4 protein-coding genes and 1 pseudogene are annotated in these 22,491 nt (G+C 37.1%); 1 reads left to right on the top strand and 4 read right to left on the bottom strand.

Going from position 1 to position 22,491, the window contains the following annotated elements:
• Positions 1 to 102 precede the first annotated feature (102 nt).
• Complete coding sequence (locus H510_RS20200) at positions 103 to 16,371, bottom strand: Calx-beta domain-containing protein (RefSeq protein ID WP_155978033.1); 16,269 nt, start codon at positions 16,369 to 16,371, stop codon at positions 103 to 105.
• A 214-nt stretch (positions 16,372 to 16,585) separates the two neighbouring features.
• Positions 16,586 to 17,590 (bottom strand): fasciclin domain-containing protein, encoded by a 1,005-nt coding sequence (locus H510_RS0117140; RefSeq protein ID WP_051291374.1) that lies wholly within the window; start codon positions 17,588 to 17,590, stop codon positions 16,586 to 16,588.
• Positions 17,591 to 17,823: 233 nt separating this feature from the next.
• Here H510_RS0117140 and H510_RS0117135 point away from each other — a divergent pair, with 233 nt between their 5' ends.
• A complete protein-coding gene (locus H510_RS0117135; RefSeq protein WP_026905434.1) occupies positions 17,824 to 18,714 on the top strand; it encodes a hypothetical protein in 891 nt (296 codons plus the stop codon).
• A 150-nt stretch (positions 18,715 to 18,864) separates the two neighbouring features.
• Here H510_RS0117135 and H510_RS0117130 read toward each other — a convergent pair whose 3' ends face one another.
• Entirely contained in the window at positions 18,865 to 19,410 is a 546-nt protein-coding gene (locus H510_RS0117130) for a T9SS type A sorting domain-containing protein (RefSeq protein ID WP_026905433.1), read from the bottom strand.
• A 471-nt stretch (positions 19,411 to 19,881) separates the two neighbouring features.
• Positions 19,882 to 22,491, bottom strand: a pseudogene (locus H510_RS19755) (hypothetical protein); the annotation flags it as partial.

Genomic DNA, 22,491 nt, shown 5'->3' with positions numbered 1-22,491 from the left:
AAACATTTGAAATTTTAAATCAAATAAATGCCCTCTAAGTGGTTTTTTACGGCAAAAACCTTGGTGGTGTTACCCTTAATAATTATTTTACTTCTAATCAAATTATCTTCTTATTATCACGTAGCCTTTATTCATTTTTTGTTCCTGATTTGCTGTTTTGGTATAAATCAGAAAGAAGTAAACACCATCTATAACTGGAGTTTGGCTATTTGCTAAAATACCTACATTAGAAAATCCAGAAAAAGCGTTGTCTTTATTATTGTAACCTTTTGTTTTATATACTTCATTACCCCAACGGTTGTAAATAATAACCTCGTTATCTGGAAAACGTTCTATATTATAGATGATAAATTTCTCATTTCCTAATCCATCACCGTTAGGAGACATGTAAGGATCTGGGTTTATTTCGCCATTTTCTTCCGGTCCAATGGGTTTATCTTCTGGATAAAAATCGGTTATAACCACACTGGTACCTGTTCCAATATTCACGAAAGCGGCAGGGTCTGGTGCTGTAATTGCTATTTCTACCGTTTCTTGTCCTTCTCTTAAAAAATCCTTTAAAGCATGTAAGCTAAATTTTTGTACGGTGATAGTGTCTCCTGCAGGAATCATCATCGTATCAAAATTACCACTTAATGTATAATCTATATTTTGTTGTGCCGTCCCTGTAAAATTTAAAACAAAATTCACATCCTGAAACAAAGATTCACTAAGTTTTGCAGTAACGGTTAAGGTATCTCCCTCTAGTAATATAGAGGCCGCTGGTGTAAGACTCACTGTAACTACTGGTTGTGTAAACAGGGTTACCAATGCAGTATCTCTCAAACCAGAAGGATCAGTAATGATATATTTAAAACTATCCATACCTTTAAAATTACGGTTAGGGATGTAAATAAACGAGCCATCGGATTCATCAAACTGAGCTAAACTACCTTTGGTAGTACTTTCTATTACTCTAAAGCGTAGAGGGTCTTGGTCTGGGTCGCTATCATTTAAAGCAACATTTGCTCTTATGGTACTATCTTTTTTTACATAAAATTCATCATCCACAGCTATAGGCGCATCGTTAACTGCAACAATTGTAATATTTACGGTAGCTATGTTAGACAATCTACCTAAAGCATCTTTTACGGTATATGTAAAACTATCAAAACCAAATTCATTTAAGCTTGGCGTATAAATCGCATTGCCGTTTTGCATCATTTGCACCCTTCCCTTTTGTGGATTGGTAACCACATTTACACTACTTGTATTGATGCCATCAGCATGGAAATCATTATTCGTAACAGAGAAAGTTAGAGGAGTATCTTCTAAAGTGCTCACCCTATCATCATTAGCTACAGGACCAATATCATCATTTAAGATGGTTGCATTGGCATCGTTACCTAAAATCATTTTTCCTGCAAAATTGGTTGATAAACCAAAAATCCGGAAACCAAAGGTTTCATTATTTTCTAATTCGATATCGCCAATTACAGGTACGGCAATGGTTTTAGTTTCGCCAGCAAAACCAGCAAATGACAGTCTTCCTGTTCGACTTTCGTAATCTCTGTTGGCAGTTGTTGCAGAAATATCATACGTATTATAGTCTAAGGTGAAAGAGCGATCCGTAGCTTTATCTAATGTAATGCTAAAATTAAAGGTTTTCTGCCCTATATTTCCTTCTAAATCTGGTGTTGGACCAGCTATAGTGAGGTTAGCAACATCATTATCAAAAATATTGATAACAGGTACTGGCTGTGCTAAACTTACATTATTGTATACATTTGATATTTGTATGCTGTTGATAGCTACCGTTTCGGTTTCTTCTAGGACTAAATCATCTGTAACGTTTATGGAAAGAGCTACATTATTTTGTCCTACAGGGATGGTAAGGATACCAGTAGCCGGATTTGCAACATAATCACTACCGCCCGCAGTACCTGCTAAACGATAAGAGATATTGATAGGTTGATCTGATGTTACACCAGGAGGCAAACTAAAAATAAACTGGGCATTTTGTAAACCTTCTGTTCCATCTATTTTAGAAATGGTAACAATACCATCGTCATCATTTAAAATAGTACCCCTACTGGTATTTATAGGTATTGTTAAACGGTTATTAAAATTGTTGCTTAAACCAGAAATGATAAAATTAAAATCTTCATTTCCTTCAAGTTTTAAATCGCCGTTTACAAAAACGGTAACGGTACGGGTTTCTCCGGCAGTTCCAGCAAAACTTAAAACTCCTGATGTTTCATTATAGTCATTATCAATTATGGTTGTAGTACCATCCTGTGTTGTATAATTTATAGTAAAGTTATCACCAGTTGCTTTTTCAAGTGTAACAGAGAAATTAAATTGAGTAGTGCCATTATTGCCTTCATTTATCCTGATGGCATCACTTATACGTAATGTAGTAACATCATTATCAATAATTTTAACCACAGGAAGTATTGGATTTAGACTGATAGCATTGATATAATTGCTATTGATAGAATTTATCGTGATGCTGATGGTTTCATCATCCTCTACGATTTCATCATCTATAACTGGTAATTCTAATATTACACGCTCTTGGCCGGCTGGGATAGCGATAATGCCATTTACAGCACCTCTATAATCTGTATCTCCGGCTGTAGCCGTACCCCCTAAAGTATAATTGATAACCGTAGGAATATCAGCCACAATACCTGTAGGAAAACTAAAAATAAATCTGGCTGCTTGCCCGCCTGCCTCTGCACCATTAAGGCCAGTTACGGTAATTACAGCATTGTCATCATTTTTTATGGTAGCTGCTGCAGATGAATTTTGAACCGTTAATCTTCCTTCAAAAGTACGAGATAGCGTTCCTAAAAGTAATCTTAACGTCTCATCAGCTTCTAGTTTTCTATCTCCGTTGATGACAATTTTGACTATTCTATTTTCATTTGCGTTACCAGTAAAACTTATTTGCGAGTTTGCATCTATATAATCAGCGTCTGCTAGGGTAGCCGTAGCATCTGCAGTAGCATAGCTTAGGGTAAAGGGTAAGCTGGTTTGTTTGTTTAAATTAATCGTAAATACGGCTTCGCTTATACCCAAATTTCCTTCGTTAACTTCTATATTTTGAATACTTAAAACACCGCTATCGTTATCTTCAATTTCTGCTTGGGCTGGCGAGTTTACTACCGTAATACCATTAAAACTGTTGTTTATAACCGCCCCTGTAGTTAATATTAAAGTTTCTTTGCCCTCAATAATTTCATCATTAACCACAGGTAAGCTTAACACCACATTATTTTGCCCTGCCGGGATAGTTACTGTACCCGTTAAAGCGCCTGTATAGTCATTATTGGTTGCCGTACCTGTTAAAGCATAAGGGATACTTGTAGCAACATCACTAACTACCTGTGGTGGGAAACTAAATCTAAACCTAACATCTGTACCATCTTCTGAACCGTTTAAAGCAGTAATCATGATGTTTTTATTAGCTGCAATATTATCATCATCTAATATGATACCGCGGGCTGGTGCGCCAATTACACTGAGTCTGTTATTAAAGGTATCGGTTAAGCCTAATAAATTTACGAAGAAGTCTTCTGTTTGCTCTATATTTCTATCCCCGTTTACCAATATGGTAATAGGGTAACTTTCTGATGCATTACCGGCAAAATTCAAAGTCCCATTACGTGGAATATAATCGTTTCCGGCAACGGTAGCACTACCATCAGCAGTGGCATAATTAATACTAAAACTTCTACCTGTATTTTTGTCTAAACTAACTGTAAAAGTTAAAGCTGTTGTACCTGTATTTCCTTCGCTTACGCTGATAGGGCCACTTATGCGTAATGCAGCTTCGTCATTATCTCTGATAATAGCCGTTGGAATAAGTGGATTTAGAATAATAGCTCCTGTATAAAGCGTGTTTAAAGCGCTTATATTAATGCTTATGGTTTCATCTTCTTCTATCAAGCTATCATCTACAACAGGTAAAGAAAGTGTAGCACTGTTTTGGTAAGGTGCTATGGTAATACTACCTGTATTTGCGCCAACATAATCTACGCTAGCAGCTAAAGCAGTACCTGCAAGTTGATAATCTATTTGGATAGGTTCATCTGTAAGCACATTTGGCGGTAAGCTAAAAATAAAACTTGCTGGGACGCCGCCTTCTGCGCCATCAGTTTTGGTGATGGTTATCTGTGCATCATCGTCGTTTAGAATAGTGCCTGTAACTGTATTGATCGGAATGCTTAAACGGTTATTAAAATTATCTGCCAGAGGCTCTAGAATAAGATTAAATTGCTCATCTCGCTCTATATTAATATCTCCATTGATGGTGATGGTGATGGTTTTTCGCTCGTTAGCATCACCTGTAAAGGTAATAGTTTCTGCTTTGGCAATATAATCTTGGTCTACAACCGTAGCTGTAGCATCAGCGGTACGGAAACTCACATCAAAACCAGTGGAGGTTTGTTTATCTAAAAGCAATTCAAAACTCATTTGAGACACTCCATTATCACCTTCTTGTATTTGGGAAGCTTGTATGCTTAAACTGGCCACATCATTATCGGCAATTTGAAGCGTTAATGGCGAGTTTAAAACTACTATATCTTGATAATTGCTGTTATTGATATTACCTGTTATCAGAGAAACGGTTTCGGTATCTTCCACAATGGCATCATCTGTAACGATAAGATTTAAAGTGACACTATTTTGCCCTGCCGGGATGGTTAAACTACCTGTGGTTGCTGTTTGAAAATCTTGATTGATAGCTGCCGTACCGCCCAAAGTGTAGAATATTTCAGTATCGGTATCTAAAGTTACTCCGCTTAGAAAAGCTATGCTAAAAGAAGCATTATTTGCACCTTCCTCCCCATCAATTTTAGTAATGGTTAAAGATTTATTAAGTGGATTATTATCATCATCTAAAATAATTCCTCGGCTAGGCGAGCCAGAAATTCTTAATCTACCGTCGTAAGAAAGACTTAGGTTTTCTAGCAATAGCTCAAAAAACTCGGTTCCCTCTACTCTGGTATCGCCATTTATGGTAACGGTAATAGTTTTAGTTTCATTGGCTAACCCTGCAAAAGCTAAAGTTCCGTTGGTACTCTGGTAATCGTTAGTGGTAGAAGTAGCCGTTGCATCTTGTGTACGATAGTAAACCTTGAAATTAGAAGCTACAGCTTTGTCTAACTTAACTTCAAAAGTTAGGGTTTGGGTACCGGTATTTCCCTCAGTAATACTTAAAGGACCATTAATACTTAAGATAGAAATATCATTATCTTCTATACTTAAAGTATCTATACTGCTTCGCATCTGAACATTATAATCGCTTATGACATTATTTACGCTTAGTACAACTGTTTCTGTTTCCTCAAGCAGCGTATCATCTATAACATTAATGTCTAAAATAGCGCTGTTTCTATTGGCTGGTATGGTGATGCTGCCAGATGCTGGGTTGTTATAATCTAACCCTGCAGAAGCAGTACCTGATAATACATAATTGATTTGTATAGGTTTATCTACCGTGATACCTGCTGGTAAACTAAAAATAAATTGTCCTTTTTGCGCTCCGGTTTCTTTACCGTTTAGGGATGATATCGTGATATCTCCTAAATCATCGTTACCAATGGTTGCATTTACAATAGGACTAACAAGCGTTAAACGGTTATTAAAGTTTTCTGATAGCGAATCTAACAACATACTGAAAACCTCGTTGGCTTCTATTTTACGGTCGCCTTTAACATCAACAGTAAAATTGATGGTTTCACCTGCATTACCATTAAAGCTTAAATTTCCACTGGTTGGGGTATAATCTTGATCGGAAGTTGTAGCTGTACCATCAATGGTTTTATATTTTACAGTAAACGGAGCTGAAACTTTTTTATTTAAACTTACTGTAAAGGTAAAAGGCGATGTACCTACATTACCCTCATTCATAGGAGCCGGACCAGTTAAGGTTAAGGTAGCATCGTCATTATCTAAAATAGCTAAAGAAATGCCCGAGTTATTAACCAAAATTGGATAAGAACTTGCCACTAAGCCTGTTGTTATAATTACATTTTCTGTAAGTTCTACTTCTTGGTCGTCTCTCACTGGAAGGTTTAAAATAAACTCATTACTATTGGCCGGAATGGTAATATTCCCATTGATATCGCCATTATAATCTGTCCCTTGGCCAATTGCCGTTCCGCTTAAAGTATAAGGTATGATGATATTTTGGTCTACAGTAACATCGGTATCAAAATTAAATTTGAAGATAGCTGGTTTTGTACCATCGGCTCTTTCTTCACCATCTTCTTTGGTGATGGTGATATTGCTGTTATCATCATTTAAAATCGTGGCTGATGTTTGCGTTTGTGCAAAGCTTAATCTATTACTAAAGTTGGTGCTGAGATTACTAATCAAGAAATTAAAAGCCTCGTTGGCTTCTATTTTTTTATCTCCGTTGATAGAAATTCTTACTGTTTTAGCTTCGCCAGCAGTACCGTTGAAATTTAAAATGCCTGCAAGCGGAATATAATCTTGGTCGCTTGCTTTAGCTTGATCATCTGCGCTAGCAAAATCTATATTAAATGGTGTGGCGGTTTTATTGTTTAGGGTAATGACGAAATCTGCAAAAGAAACATCGCCTAAATTACCTTCTGTAATAGAAAATGGTGCATTCAGACTGATTTGAGCTAGATCATTATCTATAATTTGAAGGGTTGGCAAAGTGTTTTCAATCGTTAGCGGATAAGGAGCGCTTACATTTACGCCAGAAATACTTACAATTTCATTGCCTTCCACAATGGCATCATCAATAATATTTAACTCGGCATCTATAGAAGAAGTACCCGCCGGGATGGTAATGCTATTTAAATTTAGAGAAGTATAATCTTCCGGAGCTAATGCTATACCTCCTAAAGTATAATTAATTACAGTTGGCGCATCAGATGTTGCTCCGTTAATAAAACTAAATCTAAAAATTCCTTTTGCACCATCTTCGGTTCCGTTTAATGCTGTTACTCGGATGGTTCCTGCATCATCATTTAGTAAGGTTGCTTTACCAACTGAGGCTGCGTTATCTAAAGCCAATCTGTTTTCAAAAGTATTAGAAATGGCGCCTAAAAGCAGGTTAAAGACCTCGTCTTGCTCTATTTTTAAATCTCCGTTATAGGTAATGGCAATATTCTGTGTTTCATTGGCATCGCCATTAAAGTTTAGCACATTATTGATACGAGCTACATAATCTTCTCCGGCAGTAGCCGTAACATTTTGAGTGCTGTAAATGAGGTTGAAAGGTAACTTTGTAGCTTTATCTAAACTTACGGTAAAGTTTAAGGTTTGTGTGCTGCTATTGCCTTCTTGAACACTAACATTGTTGATAGCAATTTTAGCCCTATCATTATCCAAAATATCTAAACTTTGAGCTGTGTTTGCTAAAGTAATACCGTAAACACTTAAAGGTAAAGTAGCACTTAGGCTTAGTGTTTCTGTACCTTCTACCAAAGCATCATCATTAATTTGAACTGGTAAAACCACACTATTTGCTCCGGCATTGATGGTGATACTACCCGGTAAATTAGTAAAATCTAACCCTGTAGTTGCAGAACCTGATAGCAAGTAATTGATGTTGATGTCTTGGTCTGCCGTTATACCTGCTGGCAAGCTAAACCTAAATAAACCATCTTTAATACCTTCTTCGCCATTTTCGCTATTGATGGTGATGGTACCTGTATCATCATTTAAGATGCTAAGTTGTAGCGGCGAGCCTTGTACCGTTAAGCGGTTATCAAAATTGATGCTTGGCGCACTTAAATTGATAGCTAAAGTTTCATCAGCTTCAATTTTTTGATCGCCACGGATAAATAATTTAAAAGTTTTGCTTTCTCCGGCTTGACCGAAAAAATCTATAAAACCTGCTAAATCTAAATAATCTTGATCTGCTGTACTGGCCGTGATACCTGTTGCAGCATAATCTACCCTGAAGGGTGAAACTGTTGCATTGTTTAATGTTACGGTATAGGTAACTTCTGTTGAGCCGCTGTTGCCTTCATTTACGGCTGTAATACCTGTTAAAGTAAGCTGAGCAACATCATTATCTGTGATATTTACCACAGGCAAAACCGGGTTAAGGGTGATGCCACTATAAACGCTATTTATTGTAACCGCAGTAAGACTTACATTTTCGGTAAATTCTACCAAGTCATCATCATTGATATTTAAAGTTAAAGTTGCTGATGGTGCATTTGCGGGAATAGTAATAGTTGTTGCCAATGGATCTGCCGTATAATCTACCCCAGCTCCGTTTGCGGTGCCACCTAAACTAAAGTTAATTAGGGTTTCTTTATCTGATGTGAAGCCCGTAGGGAAACTAAAAATAAATTGTCCATTGTTTCCACTCTCGGCAGCATCTTCTTTGGTAATGGTAATAACCGCAGCATCGTCATTTTCTATAGTGCCATTTACCGTGTTTGCCGGGATGATTAAACGGCCTTCAAAATTATTAGATAAAGTGCCAAGGATGATATTAAACACCTCGTTAGCTTCTATTTTGGTATCGCCAGTAATAGCAATACTAATGGTTTCTGTTTCGTTAGCTGCACCATTAAAACTTAATAAAGCTGCTGCTGGCACAGCTTGATAATCTTCGCCAGCGGTTGCAGTAACATCAGCGGAAGCGTAAGCCAAAGAAAAAGGTAAAGCGGTTTGCTTGTCTAAAGTAACTGTAAACAACATATTGCTGACACTGGAATTAAGCTCGGGCTGGTTAACTGCTGCAATGGTTAAAGTAGCCTCATCATTATCGGTAATGGTAATGGTTTCTTGCGGATTATTGATACCGATATTTAAGCTATTTGTTCTAACCAAAGCTGTTATCCTTACCGTTTCTGTACCTTCTACAATTAAATCATCGTTAATAATAATTGGTAAATTTATAGCATTACTACCCGCTGCTAATACCAAAGTACCTGATGTTGCGGCATGGTCTGTTCCTGATAAAGCTGTACCATCTATCACATAATCTATGGTTAAATTCTCGCTAGCTACTACGCCCACCGGTAGGCTAAAAGTAAAGCTTCCGTTATTTGCTCCTTCCTCACCATTTAGTTTAGTAATGTTGATATTATCGTTATCATCATTTAAAATATTAACCGCCAAAGGCGAACCTTGCACCACCAGTCTGTTATTGAAATTATTATCTAAACCAGAAAGTTGTAGGGTAAAGGTTTCATTTGGTTCAATATCAATATCCCCATTTACTAAAACGTTAATGGTTTTGGTTTCATTGGCTAAACCAGTAAAATTTAAAGTCCCTGATGATGCCACATAATCTGAATTGCCAGTTGTAGCGGTTTGATCTTGTGTACTGTAATTGATATTAAAACCTGCTCCGGTTGCTTTGGTTAGCTTTACGGTATAGCTTAAAGTTGTAAAACCAGTATTTCCTTCTAAAACACTTGGCGGACCAGCCAAAACCAGTTCTGCTTGGTCATTATCGCTAATGTTTAAAATTGGTCTGGCTGGATCTAAGCTAATGCCAGGGTAGGCAACATCAAGCGCCAAACCTATAACTTCTACTGTTTCTATATCTTCTATACGGGCATCATTAATAACGTTGAGTGTGATTTCTGCAAAAGAAGCACCCGCCGGGATGGTTATGCTTGATGGAAAATCAGCAGTATAATCTGCATCTAAACCTGATGATAGGGCTGAACCCGCCAAGCTATAACTTAAAACAATAGGCTGTGCGGCGGTTGCTCCGTTTAAAAATTCGAATCTTATTTTTCCATTAACACCATCCTCAGAACCGTTGCTTACCACCATTCTGATAACACCAGAATCATCATTTTGGATGGTTGCAGCACTAGAAAGTACAGGAATACTTAACCTGTTTTGGAAATTGTTAGAAAGGTTACCCAATAAAAGATTCAATACCTCATTGGGTTCTACTTTGGTATCGCCATTAATTACTATTTCTACCGTCTGCTGCTCGTTTGCTTGCCCATTAAAGTTTAAATTACCCGTTTTCAATACAAAATCTTCTCCTGCTATAGCGCTTCCATTAACAGTTTGGTAAGGTATAGAAAACGGCTGTGCTGTTGCAGCAGTTAACCTAAAGGTAAAAGTTTGTGTACTGGTGCCTACATTTCCTTCTGGTGCAGCAGGTGGGGCAGTAACTAACATTTCTGCAACATCGTTATCCTGTATGTTTAGTGATGCAGTACTATTAGTTAAATTTATACCATAAGCACTATTTACAGCCACTACATTTAATTCTAGTGTTTCTTGTCCTTCTACAATGGCATCATCAACTACATTGATATTTAGCTGAGCACTATTTTGCCCTGCAGGAATGGTGATAGTTACTGGTGATGGATCCGCCAAATAATCTGTATTAGTAGCAGTTCCAGATAAAACATAATTGATAACTGTTGCTTGGTCTGAAGTTACATTGGTTGGAAAGCTAAACCTAAAATAACCATTGGCACCACCCTCAGCACCATCTGCTGCGGTAATGGTTATATCACCGGCATCATCATTTAAAATAGTAGCCGATGCAGTACTTTGTGGGATGGTTAACAAGCCTCCAAAATCATCACTTAAGCCACTTATGGTAAAGTTAAAAAGCTCATCAGCTTCTATTTTAGCATCTCCGTTTACAACAATATTAACTGTTATGGTTTCTCCGGCAGTAGCCCCGGTAAAACTTAATTGGCTACTCTGCAGAACAAAGTCTTGGTCGGTAGCGCTAGCCGTACCGTTTACTGTGGTATAATTAACAGTAAAAGGTCTTTGCGTAGCTTTACTTAAAACTACCGTAAAGGCAACATTTTGTGTAGTTGCACTAGCACCCTCTGTAATACTTGGCGGCCCTGTTAATTGTAGTATTGCAGCATCATTATCTAAAATATTGGCATTAGCTGTTGAACTTACAGCCGTTAGGTTATAATCGCTAACGAGATTGTTAATGGTAAGGATAAGTGTTTCGGTATTTTCTACCAAATTATCATCAATTACAGGCAGCGTTACCGTAATACTCCCTGTGTTGGCAAATAAAACAACGGTGTTGGTGATAGCTCCGGTATAATCCGTTCCGTTACTTGCAGAACCACTTATAGTATAAGTAATACTGGTGTTTTTGTCTACCGTTATTCCTGTTGGTAAGGCAAAGGTGAAAGTTGCAGGAACTAAACCTTGTTCATTCCCGTTGCTAGCCGTGATACTTAACTGGGCTTGGTCATCATTTAAAATAGTTCCTGTTGCAAGGGCATCAGCGAAAGCTAAATGACCACCAAAATTATTACTGATAGCACTCAAATTTAGGGTAAAAGTTTCATCGGCTTCAATTTTTGTATCGCTGTTAAGGGTGATGTTGATGGTTCTTAACTCACCTGCTGTACCATTAAAAGTTACAGTGTTATTTACTGCTGCCAGATAGTCTTCTCCGGCTGTAGCCGTACCGTTTGCTGTTGAATAAGTTACATTAAAGCTCTCTTTTGTTGGTTGATTTAGGGTAACATCAAAACTTAAAATCTTGGTACCATTATCTCCTTCTGTTATGCTGGCATCAGCAATACTGAGGGTAGCAAAATCGTTATCGGTAATGTTTAAAGTTTGTGGCGAATTAGCAATTAGGATATTATAAGGACTAGTTACCGCTCCCGTAGTGATAGAGATGGTCTCTGTACCTTCTACAATAGCATCATCTATAACAGGTAAATTTAAGCTCGCACTATTACTGCCTGCTGGTATGGTGATGGTTCCGGTAAGTGCGCCTGTATAGTCTGAGTCATTTCCTATAGCAGAACCACCTAAAGTATAGTTGAAAGTTATAGGCTGGTCTGCAACAACACCTGCTGGTAAACTAAAAGTAAAAACGGCTGCTGCACCACCTTCCGCCCCGTTTGTGCTGGTAATGGTAATATTTCCACTATCATCATTTAATATTTTGGCTGTTGCCGATGTATTTGCAAGCGTTAAAAGGCCTCCAAAATTTTCGCTTAAATTGCTTAACACTAAACTAAATAATTCATCGGCTTCTATTTTAGCATCTCCGTTGATGGTTACACTTACTGTTCTAATCTCATCTAAAGTCCCAGAAAAACTTAAGCTACTATTCTCTGTGATATAATCTTCTCCAGATAAAGCAGTTATATTATTAGTATCATAATCTATAGCAAAGGGGCGTTCAGTTGCCCTATTTAATTGAATTTGAAATTGTACGGTTTTGCTGGTACCATCTGCTCCTTCTGTTACATCTGCGGGACCAATTAAGGTTAAAGTTCCAGCATCATTATCTAAAATATTTAAAGTTTGTGGCGAGTTGCTTACGCTGATAGCATAAGGACTATTAACTAAACTACTGCTTAAAATGATGGTTTCTATTCCTTCTATGGTATTATCATCAATTACAGGTAAGGTAAGCGTAACATTATTTTGCCCTGCCGGGATGATGATGGTGCCAGAGGTTACTCCACTATAATCAGGTGTAGCTGTTGCCGAGCCTGCTAAGGTATAGCTAATTTCTGTTGGACTATCAACCGTAACACCTGTAGCAAAACCAAAAGTAAAAGTACCCGGAATTTGCCCAGTCTCATTTCCGTTAGTAGAAGTGATTTGAATGGTAGAAGCATCATCATTTATAATAGTACCTGTTGCACTTGCATTGCCTATGGTTAAATGGTTATTAAAATTTTTAGATAGGTTTTGAAGCGTAACTGCAAATAGTTCGTTCGCCTCTATTTTAGTATCACCAGTAACTGTTATGGTAGCGGTTCTTACCTCGCCAGCTGTACCAGAAAAATCTAAAGTTTCATTGGTTACAGCCTGATAATCTTCACCTGCTAAGGCGGTACCATTTGTGGTAAAATAATTTACCGAAAAAGATTCTTTAACCGCATTGTTAAGTGTTACGTTAAAGCTGAAAGTCTTGTCACCACTATCCCCTTCTGTTTCTGTTACATTAGAAATAGAAATGTTGGCATTATCGTTATCAGTAATAGTTATTGTTTGTGGCGAGTTATTAACAGTAATGCCGTAAGGGTTAGCAATAGCCCCTGTTGTTAGGGTTAAATCTTCGTTACCCTCAACCAAATTATCATCGATAACATTAAGAATTAATGATACAGAATTTTGCCCTGCTGATAAAACAATATTTCCAACGGCTGCACCATTAAAATCTACATTAGGTAAAGCAGTACCGGTAAGTGCATAAGGGATAACTAAATTTTGGTCAGCCGTTTTACCATTATCTAAAGTAAAAATAAACCTTGCATTCTGCCCCCCCTCTGCACCATCTGCTTTAGTAATGGTAATATTAGCTACATCATCATTTACAATGGTTCCGCTTGTATTAGGACTTGGAATAGTTAAACGACCACTAAAATTATTGTTTAACGTGGTTAGCGATAAGTTAAAACTTTCATTTGCTTCTAGTTTTTGGTCGCCATTTACTAAAACTGTAATATTTTGCACCTCATTTAAAACACCATTAAAATTTAAAGTTCCGCTACTAGTTGCATAATCATTATCTGCTATGGTAGCAGTATTATTTGAAGTGTTATAATTTACCGTAAAGCTGCTACTGGTGGCCTTATTTAAAGTTACCGTATAGTTAAAAGCAGTTGTACTGCTATTACCTTCTGCTAAAATAACAGGGTTACTTAGGGTTAGGGTTGCAACATCGTTATCAAAAATACTTAATGTAGGTACAGTTGGATTAAGCATAATATTTGTTCCTAAAGGTAAACTATAGGGGCTATTTATCTCTACAATATCTATCACAACAGTTTCGGTACCTTCTACCATATCATCATTAATGGTATTTAATGTTAAAGTTGCGCTTTGTTGCCCTGCCGGGATGATGATAGAACCGGTTAAAGCTTCTGGATAATCTGGTCCATTACCTGTTGAGGTTCCACTAAGTTCGTATTTAACTTCGGTATCAGCATCGGCGAAAACTCCCGGAGGAAAACTAAAAATAAACCTCGCTTGGATGGCATTTTCTTCATTTCCATCTATTTTAGTAATGGTAATTTGTGCATTATCATCATTATTAATTGTTCCCGTTGCGGTTCCCATAAAAATGGTATTGCCTCCGGTTGGGTTAGCTAATGTTAAAGTAAAAGTTTCATTAGCCTCAATAATATTATCTGTTGCTATGGGGATAAGAATATTTGCCGTTGTACTTCCGGCAGGAATAGTTATGGTACCATTCGTTAGTCCTGCAAAATCAGATGCTTGTGTAGTACCGTTTACGATGGAGTAATCTACAGAAATGTCACAAGCAGAAACCGCAGATAAACTAACCGGAAAGCTAAGATTTCTAGTGCCCCCTGTACCCTCTGCAACGGTTGCACTAGCTACACTTACAGTTCTAACATTAATACTAACCGATGCATTTTCTTTGATATTATTACAGCCCACAGTACCCGCATCACATTCTATTAAAGGATTCGTTGGTGGTAAAGCGTCTTCATTGGTAGCGTCTGGGTCTGTAACATCAATAGGTCTTAAAATAGATGCACTGGTATTTAAAGTTCCGCCTGGGTAGTTATTTAAGGTACCATTAATGGTAAACGCTATAACGGCCGTATTAGACATATCTAAGGTTGCCGCGTATTGACCTGGAGTAGTTGCGGTACCTGTTATAGTTGCTGTACCTGTAGTTACTGTTGATGAAGTACTGCTAATCACAAATTGTGTAGGAAAATTAAAGGCAAATTTTGCCCCAGAAACAGCATCCGGTCCATTGTTTCTAACCCTCACAACATAACTTATGTCTTCCCCAACACAATAAGACGTTTTGCTTGGTGTAATGCTGATGACTTCTAAATCTGCCTCTTTAAGTGTTACGTTCATGAACGGAAGCACTGTATTACTGATAACATACGTCCAAGTATCTAAACCCACCTCATTACCGAAGGCAGTACCGCTATAAGAATTACTACCCCATTTATGACCATTTGTTGCACTACTAACACCATTAATAGATGCATCTCTAGGATTAGAAGGGTTGGTATTTGAGGAAATATCAGTATCATTCCAATACACAATATCATCAGGAGCGTTAACACCATTTACACGCCTGATGATAATACCATTAATATTATTTTCTACATCTAAGAACGGAAAATGAACTTCACCACCTACCAAACTTAGATTTAAATTACTAGGGCTAAAAGTAAAATTACCCTGTACTTTAGCACCTAAACCATTTAAGCCATCCCAGTAAATGGTATTGCTTCCAGACCCCGCTACACCCGTTAGTCTCCTATCAACGGCATCATTAAATACACCATTTTTGTTGATATCAATATCAATAATATAACTTCCTATTTGGTTGGTCTCAAAAGATAAATTAGCCCCTAAAGGTGCTGTACCCGCTTGGTTTTGTGTCCCTTCTACACCTTCAAATAAAAAATTAGCCGCTTGCGGGCTAGTAGGTGTGGTATACAACCAAGTAGTACCAGCCGGTGTTGCCGTAGTAGCTGGCATACTAGCATCTGGTGTGTTAAAAAATATTTTATGTGTGATATCTGTACCGGTATCCGCAACTCTTGGGTCTTGTACGGGTATAGTGCCAGATAAAGTATTAATACTTCTATAAATAGGATTGCCTGCGTTATCTTTAAATCCTTTATTATTTGCGAAAAAGCTAAATACATAACCAGATTGCCCATTATTATCTACGTCATACTGGTAACCATCTTTGGTAAGAATTTTAAATTTTCCGGTAAAATTCGCATCAAACGCACCTAGCGAGCCAACAAAAATATTCATGAAAGCCCTACCTGTTATAAATGCTGTATTAGCGCTATTTCTTACAGATACATCAAAAGCAGATATTCCTGGACCATTATTGGATTGAGTCCATGCTGCATTTGCATTAGTTTTAGTTATACCTGCTTGCTGGTCGGCTGTTACATCTGGCGATATGAAATCAATTTCCCATACACCCTCTTGCCCCAAGCCAACAGGTAAAATCCAAGGTGTATATCCTCCGGCATTAGGTAATGGTCCTGCATTTTCTTGATTTTTATTAGTAATTAAGCCTACCCCAGCAGCTAAAGCAGCAGAATTATAGGTTGCCCCACCAGGCGCTCTTACATTTATTCTACCATTACCAATTTGTTGTGCGCTTGAACCCAAGTATAAAGATTCTCCTGCCCTAACATACACCTTAACGGTACCTAGAGTTGGAAAAGGATTATTATTAGAAACGGTAGTAGTACTTAATAAAAAAGCCCTATGCCCAACACCTCCACCGGTTGTGATTAAATCTTTACTTCCTTCGGCATACGAAACATCAAAAATACTTAGTACTAACAACAATAAAATAGATAAACATTTTACAATGAAACCTTTTAAATTCCGATGTTTACCCATCAGGTTGGCTCTGTTAGATTTTACTTTTATAAGCACAGATTTTATTTATACACTTGCGTTGATAACCCTTTATAACTATATGAAAAACATTAGTCATTTTAATCCCTGATTAGCTAATACGCAAAAAAAGTCTATTGGTTACCATAAAATGCACTTATTTTAGTTTTACTAATCCTTTATTGTTTAAAATTCAAATAAAAAAAAGAGCCTGATAAATTACCAGACTCTCTTCATCAACACTAAAAAATTCTTATGGAAGAAGTACTCTATCAATAATGTGTACTACTCCGTTTGTTGTTTGGATATCAGGAATTACCATATTAGCAGGCTGTGCATTTCCTCTACCAGAAACAGGTAATACACCATTGTTATAAGCTCCTAATGTAAGGGATGAAGTAGTTAATAATGGATTTAATGTACCTTGAAATAATTCTGATGTAAATTTACCACCATCAGCAATTACGTGGTTTAAGAGTACATTGGTAACCACATCTTTTGGAAGTTTTCTTATATCTGCTGGTACATTTAATGGAACTCCCAGAATTACACCTAAATCTTTAAATGCTTGATCTGTTGGCGCAAAAACTGTGAAACTTGGCGTACCGGGACCTTTAGTTAATGCTCCTGCTAGGTCTGCATACAAAACTGCTTCTACAAGAAAGCTTAATTCTGGAGTGATAAAGCCTTGGGCATTTTTTAATGTTACAGCAGAACCCACTATATCTGCACCTGTTGCTAATAAAACTTTATCTATTACATGTACGATACCATTATCTGCTTGTACATCTGTTGCTAAAATTTTTGATCCATTGATATAGTATTCATTGTTTCTAACGATAACTTTTTTTGTTACACCAGTGATTAGTGATGGAATATTACCAGCAGACATCACTTGGGTTTGATTTAAAGAACCACTACTTACATGATAAAGGAGAACATTAGTTAAAAATGGTTTTTGTAAAACATTTAAATCTTGGGGATTTACTAAACCTAATCTGGCAAAAGCATCATTAGTTGGTGCAAATACGGTATAATTTCCTGATGGATCATTAGGATTTTTATTTGATAAAGCAATAGCAACACCACCTCTTATTGCTGCAGCTTCTAATTGCGTGAAACCAGGCATAGATACAGCAACTTGTGCCACTGTTGGTTTAGCATCATTTTCTTTATTGCAAGAAGAAAAGCCTGTAGCTGCTGCTAAAGCTATCAGTCCGAAAGCTAACTTTGAATTTATAAATCTATTTATTTTCATTTCTTTGGGTTTTAATTTAATTAACGATTGATTTATTTCCGATAAGCAATCATTTTACGTACATACGAGCAAAAGTTTTTAATAGATTTACAATTTGAAAAAATAATTTAAATTATTAAAAATCCAGATCGCTATAAACTTACGTATTTCATGCAAATGTGTAATTAAATTTCATCATTTTAAATATCCGATAAGCAATTTAACTCATTTATTAACAATTAAAAGACTTGAAAATGAAAATATTAGACAAATCAAAAATATTAACTTTACTTGCAGTATTAGGTATAAGCGCTAGTGTTTGTGCCCAAACACCATTAAGTGGTTTTATGCAAGGTAAGAAGGGTGGAAACTTATCTTTCTCATTAAATCATGAAAATTACAGTGAAGTTTATTTAGTACCCGAAAAAATAGATGGAGTACCTGTATTTAACGGCGTTTCTGTAAATAGCTTTAATATTTATGGTTCTTATGGTTTTACGGATAAATTAGATCTAATTGTAAATTTACCATTTGTAAGAACGGTAGGTTCAGGAAATCAAGAGGTGCTTAACGACTTAGGATTTCAAAATTCAAGAGAAGGTGCTCAAGACATTTCTGCTTTCTTGAAATATGAGCTTGCAAAAAAAGGTAATTTATCTTTACAAGGTTCTTTAGGCGTTACAACTCCTGTAAGCGACTATAATGTAAATGAAGGTTTACAATCTATCATAGCTATTGGTAACAGAGCTACAACTTTTAATGCCGTTGCATTGGCCCATTATAAACTTTCTAGTGGCTTTTTCGTAACCGGACAAGCTGGGTATAGCTTAAGAAGCACAGAAGTACCTGATGCAGTTTTAAGTCAGTTAAAATTAGGATGGGCAAAAAAACGCTTTTATGCGGATGCTTATCTAGCTAACCAAACATCTACTGGTGGTGTTGATATTTTAAGACCCGGGTTTAACGGATTTTTCCCTGCAACCCAAGTAAATTATACTAGAATAGGAGCTAATGTTTATGCACCTTTAGATGGTAACTTCGGTATCAATGCTGGAGGCGGAACAACCATTGGAGGCAGAAACTTAGGTAAAGCCGATTTCTTTAGCTTTGGATTTGTATATAACTTCAAATACAGAGAATATTAAAATAAAATTATGGATTTTAAAAGCTCGTGGTTGATAACTACGAGCTTTTTTTATGCCTGATAAAACTCCAAAAGTAATAAATAAAAAAATCCTCAGCTAAAAGCATGAGGATGATTTGAATTAACCTTAAAAAGTATGTATGAAATATGCTTAGAAATTACCTACACTTCTTGATCTTGTGTTGCTAACGATTAATTTCTTTGCATAGTTTCTTTTATTAGCTTTTACACTGATGGTATAAACACCATCAGCTAAAGTTCCTAAATTAAAATGTAATTTTTGATTACCTGCTGGTACCTGAAAATCTTCAGTTTTAACAATCTGACCCCAAGTATCAATTAACATTACTTTAGCACCGTCATGATCGATTAAATTCAACTCTAGCTCTGTATAATCTACCGCTGGGTTAGGATAAACATCAAGCTTCAATAAACTTAAATCTTTAAAAGACGCAGAAGCGATAAGTAAATTTTCAAATACTGTAGGTTGCTCAAAACCTTGAGTTATAATTTCAGCCTTATTGTTAGAAAGTGTTTCTGTAAAGAATGCCTGTCCGATAGTAAATTGAACAGATTCTCCATAAGCATTAGATGCTGAACCATTTCCTGAAGAAAAAACAAATCTATCTACATGCTGAGCTTTAGCGTTTGTTAAACTTATTAAAGTAATTACTAAAGCGAATATTAATCTTTTCATGCAAAGACATATACAACTTAGAAGCCATGCACCAAAAATTTTATAGAATAGAGATGTTTAAACATCTAATTAGGATCTTAATGAAGCATTATTAGGATAAAATATGCATTTAAATAGGTTTAAACCCATATTTTAAGTTATTATAAATTGTATAGATTTTGAATATGGAAAGTTTAAGTCATGAGTTTTTAAATGCGCTCAACATAAAATAAATAGAATTATTTCTACACAATAATAAAAAAGTAGAAATAATTACCCAATTAACAATATTTGCTTTCCCCAGAAAAACAGCAGAAGACATATTATCCTCTCAAAACAAAATCAAAAATCACTGATTTTAAACATAAATTTCATAACCCACAATAAAGAGCATATAAATCTACATTTAGTGTAAAAACGAGAAATATATTACACAAAAAAAACGCTTACCAGATTTTGGTAAGCGTTCATATTATTAGAAGTTTTTAAATGTTAATTTATTTGTTGCCAATTTGTACCATCAGATTGCAATATGGTAACTGCTTTCTTAGGTATTATACTAGCATTATCACCTGCAGAATCTTTGAAACCGGTAACGTTTTTATCTTGATTGGATGGATTTTTAACAACATAGACTCTACCTGTACAAGTACTCGCAGAAGGTAAGGTTATGGTTAAATTACCATTTCCTAATATCACAGTATAATGAGTATCATTTAGTGTGATGCTTGAGCTAACGTTAGTAATAGCATAAGAAACAGAACCATTTACCTGCATCGTGGAATTAGCAATATTACCGTTGGTATTTACACCTACTCTAACGGTATTATCTAAACCAGTTCCTTGCATTCTCATCATCTCTACAGAGGAAGATGTATTATAATTAAACTTAGAAAAAACAATAGGCTCATCACCATCATCACCTACTATAAAATCTAACCTACCGGCATTACCTGTTCCGGAACTTCCTATCTCAAAGAAATCTGTACCTGCAGCACTACCCTTTAATCTGAAATTACCATCTGCAGTAGTAAAAAACATAGGCTTATAAAAGTTTGCTGCTGATGCTGCAAATTGTAAAGCCGAAGTTGTTCCATTACCATTTAAGTGTACCAAAGGTTGGTCATCATTGGTATAATCAGCATAAGATTGTGTTAAACCTAATGTTTGTCTTCTTCCAAATTCTAGCATTGGAATATTATTAGATCTGATTCTCATGGCTACATCATTTGTTGTACCTAAGAAACTTGCTGTTGTAGCATTTGTATTTCCGTTTACCAACCAATTACTTGTTGCAGCTTCGGTTGCAGGAGCCCAATTGGTACCATTAAATTTAAGTATCTGGCCATTTGTAGCTGACATGGTGTTAAGTTTTGCAGATGTAATAGCACCATCGGCTAAATCGGCAGTAGCTACAGTACCATCAGCAATTTTAGCTGATGTTATGGCATTATTTGCAAGATCTGCAGTTGCTATAGTAGCATCAACAATTTTAGCTGATGTTATAGCATTATTTGCTATACTTGGCGCAGCTGCGGTTCCTGCTAAATCACCAGCTAACTGAATAATTCCTTTTGTTGTTGTACTTGCATCAGCTCCAGAAGTACTTGGTGTTGCCGGTACCCATCCACCACCATTCCAACTTAAGACTTGATTTAAACTTGCCCCAGCTTGAGCTAATTTATTAGGATTTATGGTTGCATAGCCAATAGCATTATCTGTAACAGAAGCACTTGCTAATTTAGATGCAGAAATTACCCCATCCTGAATTTTATCGGCTGTAACAGCAGCATTTGAAAGCTTAGCTGTTTGTATAGCCCCATCAGCCACCTGATACCCTTGAACTGTACCACTTTTTATCTGCATCTGGTTTAAAGAACCCTGAATATCTCCACCTCCGGCACCTATATTTGCATAAATATCAACCGCAATAGCATTAGAAGATATTGAAATCATATTACCTGCTGTATAATTGGCACCTGCCCCTGCTGGACCTTGTGGTCCTACAGCTCCAGTATCACCTTTGTCGCCTTTATCTCCTTTTGCTCCGGTAAGACCTATATCACCTTTGTCTCCTTTTAATCCTTGTGGTCCGGTTGCTCCAGTTAAACCGATTGGACCTTGTGCCCCAGTTGCACCTGTATCACCCTTGTCTCCTTTTAAGCCTCTTGGACCAGTTGCTCCAGTTAAACCGATTGGACCTTGTGGACCAGTTGTGCCGGTTAAACCGATTGGACCTTGAGCCCCTGTTTCACCCTTGTCACCTTTATCTCCTTTTAATCCGGTTAAACCTATCGGACCTTGAGGACCGGCTACACCTGCATCTCCTTTTGCTCCGGTAAGACCGATATCGCCCTTGTCACCTTTATCTCCTTTTGCACCAGCTAAACCAATTGGACCTTGTGGACCCGTTGCTCCGGTTAAACCGATTGGACCTTGAGCCCCTGTTTCACCCTTGTCACCTTTATCTCCTTTTAATCCGGTTAAACCTATCGGACCTTGAGGACCGGTTGCGCCTACATCTCCCTTTGCTCCGGTAAGACCGATATCGCCTTTGTCTCCCTTTAAGCCTTGTGGTCCGGTTGCTCCGGTTAATCCTATTGGACCTTGAGCTCCTGTTTCTCCTTTGTCACCTTTATCTCCTTTTAATCCGGTTAAACCTATCGGACCTTGAGCTCCTGTTTCTCCTTTGTCTCCCTTTTCTCCTTGGTCACCTTTATCGCCCTTGTCACCTTTTGCTCCGGTTAATCCTTGCGGACCTTGTGGACCTGCTTCGCCTTGATCGCCTTTATCGCCCTTTAAACCAGCTATACCTTGTGCTCCTGCTTCGCCTTTATCTCCCTTCTCGCCTTTTGCTCCTTGAATACCTTGTGGACCAGTTGCTCCAGTGAGTCCTATTGGACCTTGGGCTCCAGTATCTCCTTTCGGACCCGCTTCACCTTGGTCGCCTTTATCGCCCTTTGAACCAGTTAAACCGATTGGACCTGCTTCACCTTGTGGACCGGTCGCTCCTGTTAAACCTATTGGACCTTGGGCTCCAGTATCTCCTTTCGGGCCTGCTTCACCTTGGTCGCCTTTATCGCCCTTGTCACCTTTTGCTCC

The organism is Pedobacter glucosidilyticus DSM 23534 (genome assembly GCF_000425145.1).
GTDB lineage: Bacteria > Bacteroidota > Bacteroidia > Sphingobacteriales > Sphingobacteriaceae > Pseudopedobacter > Pseudopedobacter glucosidilyticus.
This window is presented reverse-complemented; position numbering and strand designations above follow the sequence as displayed.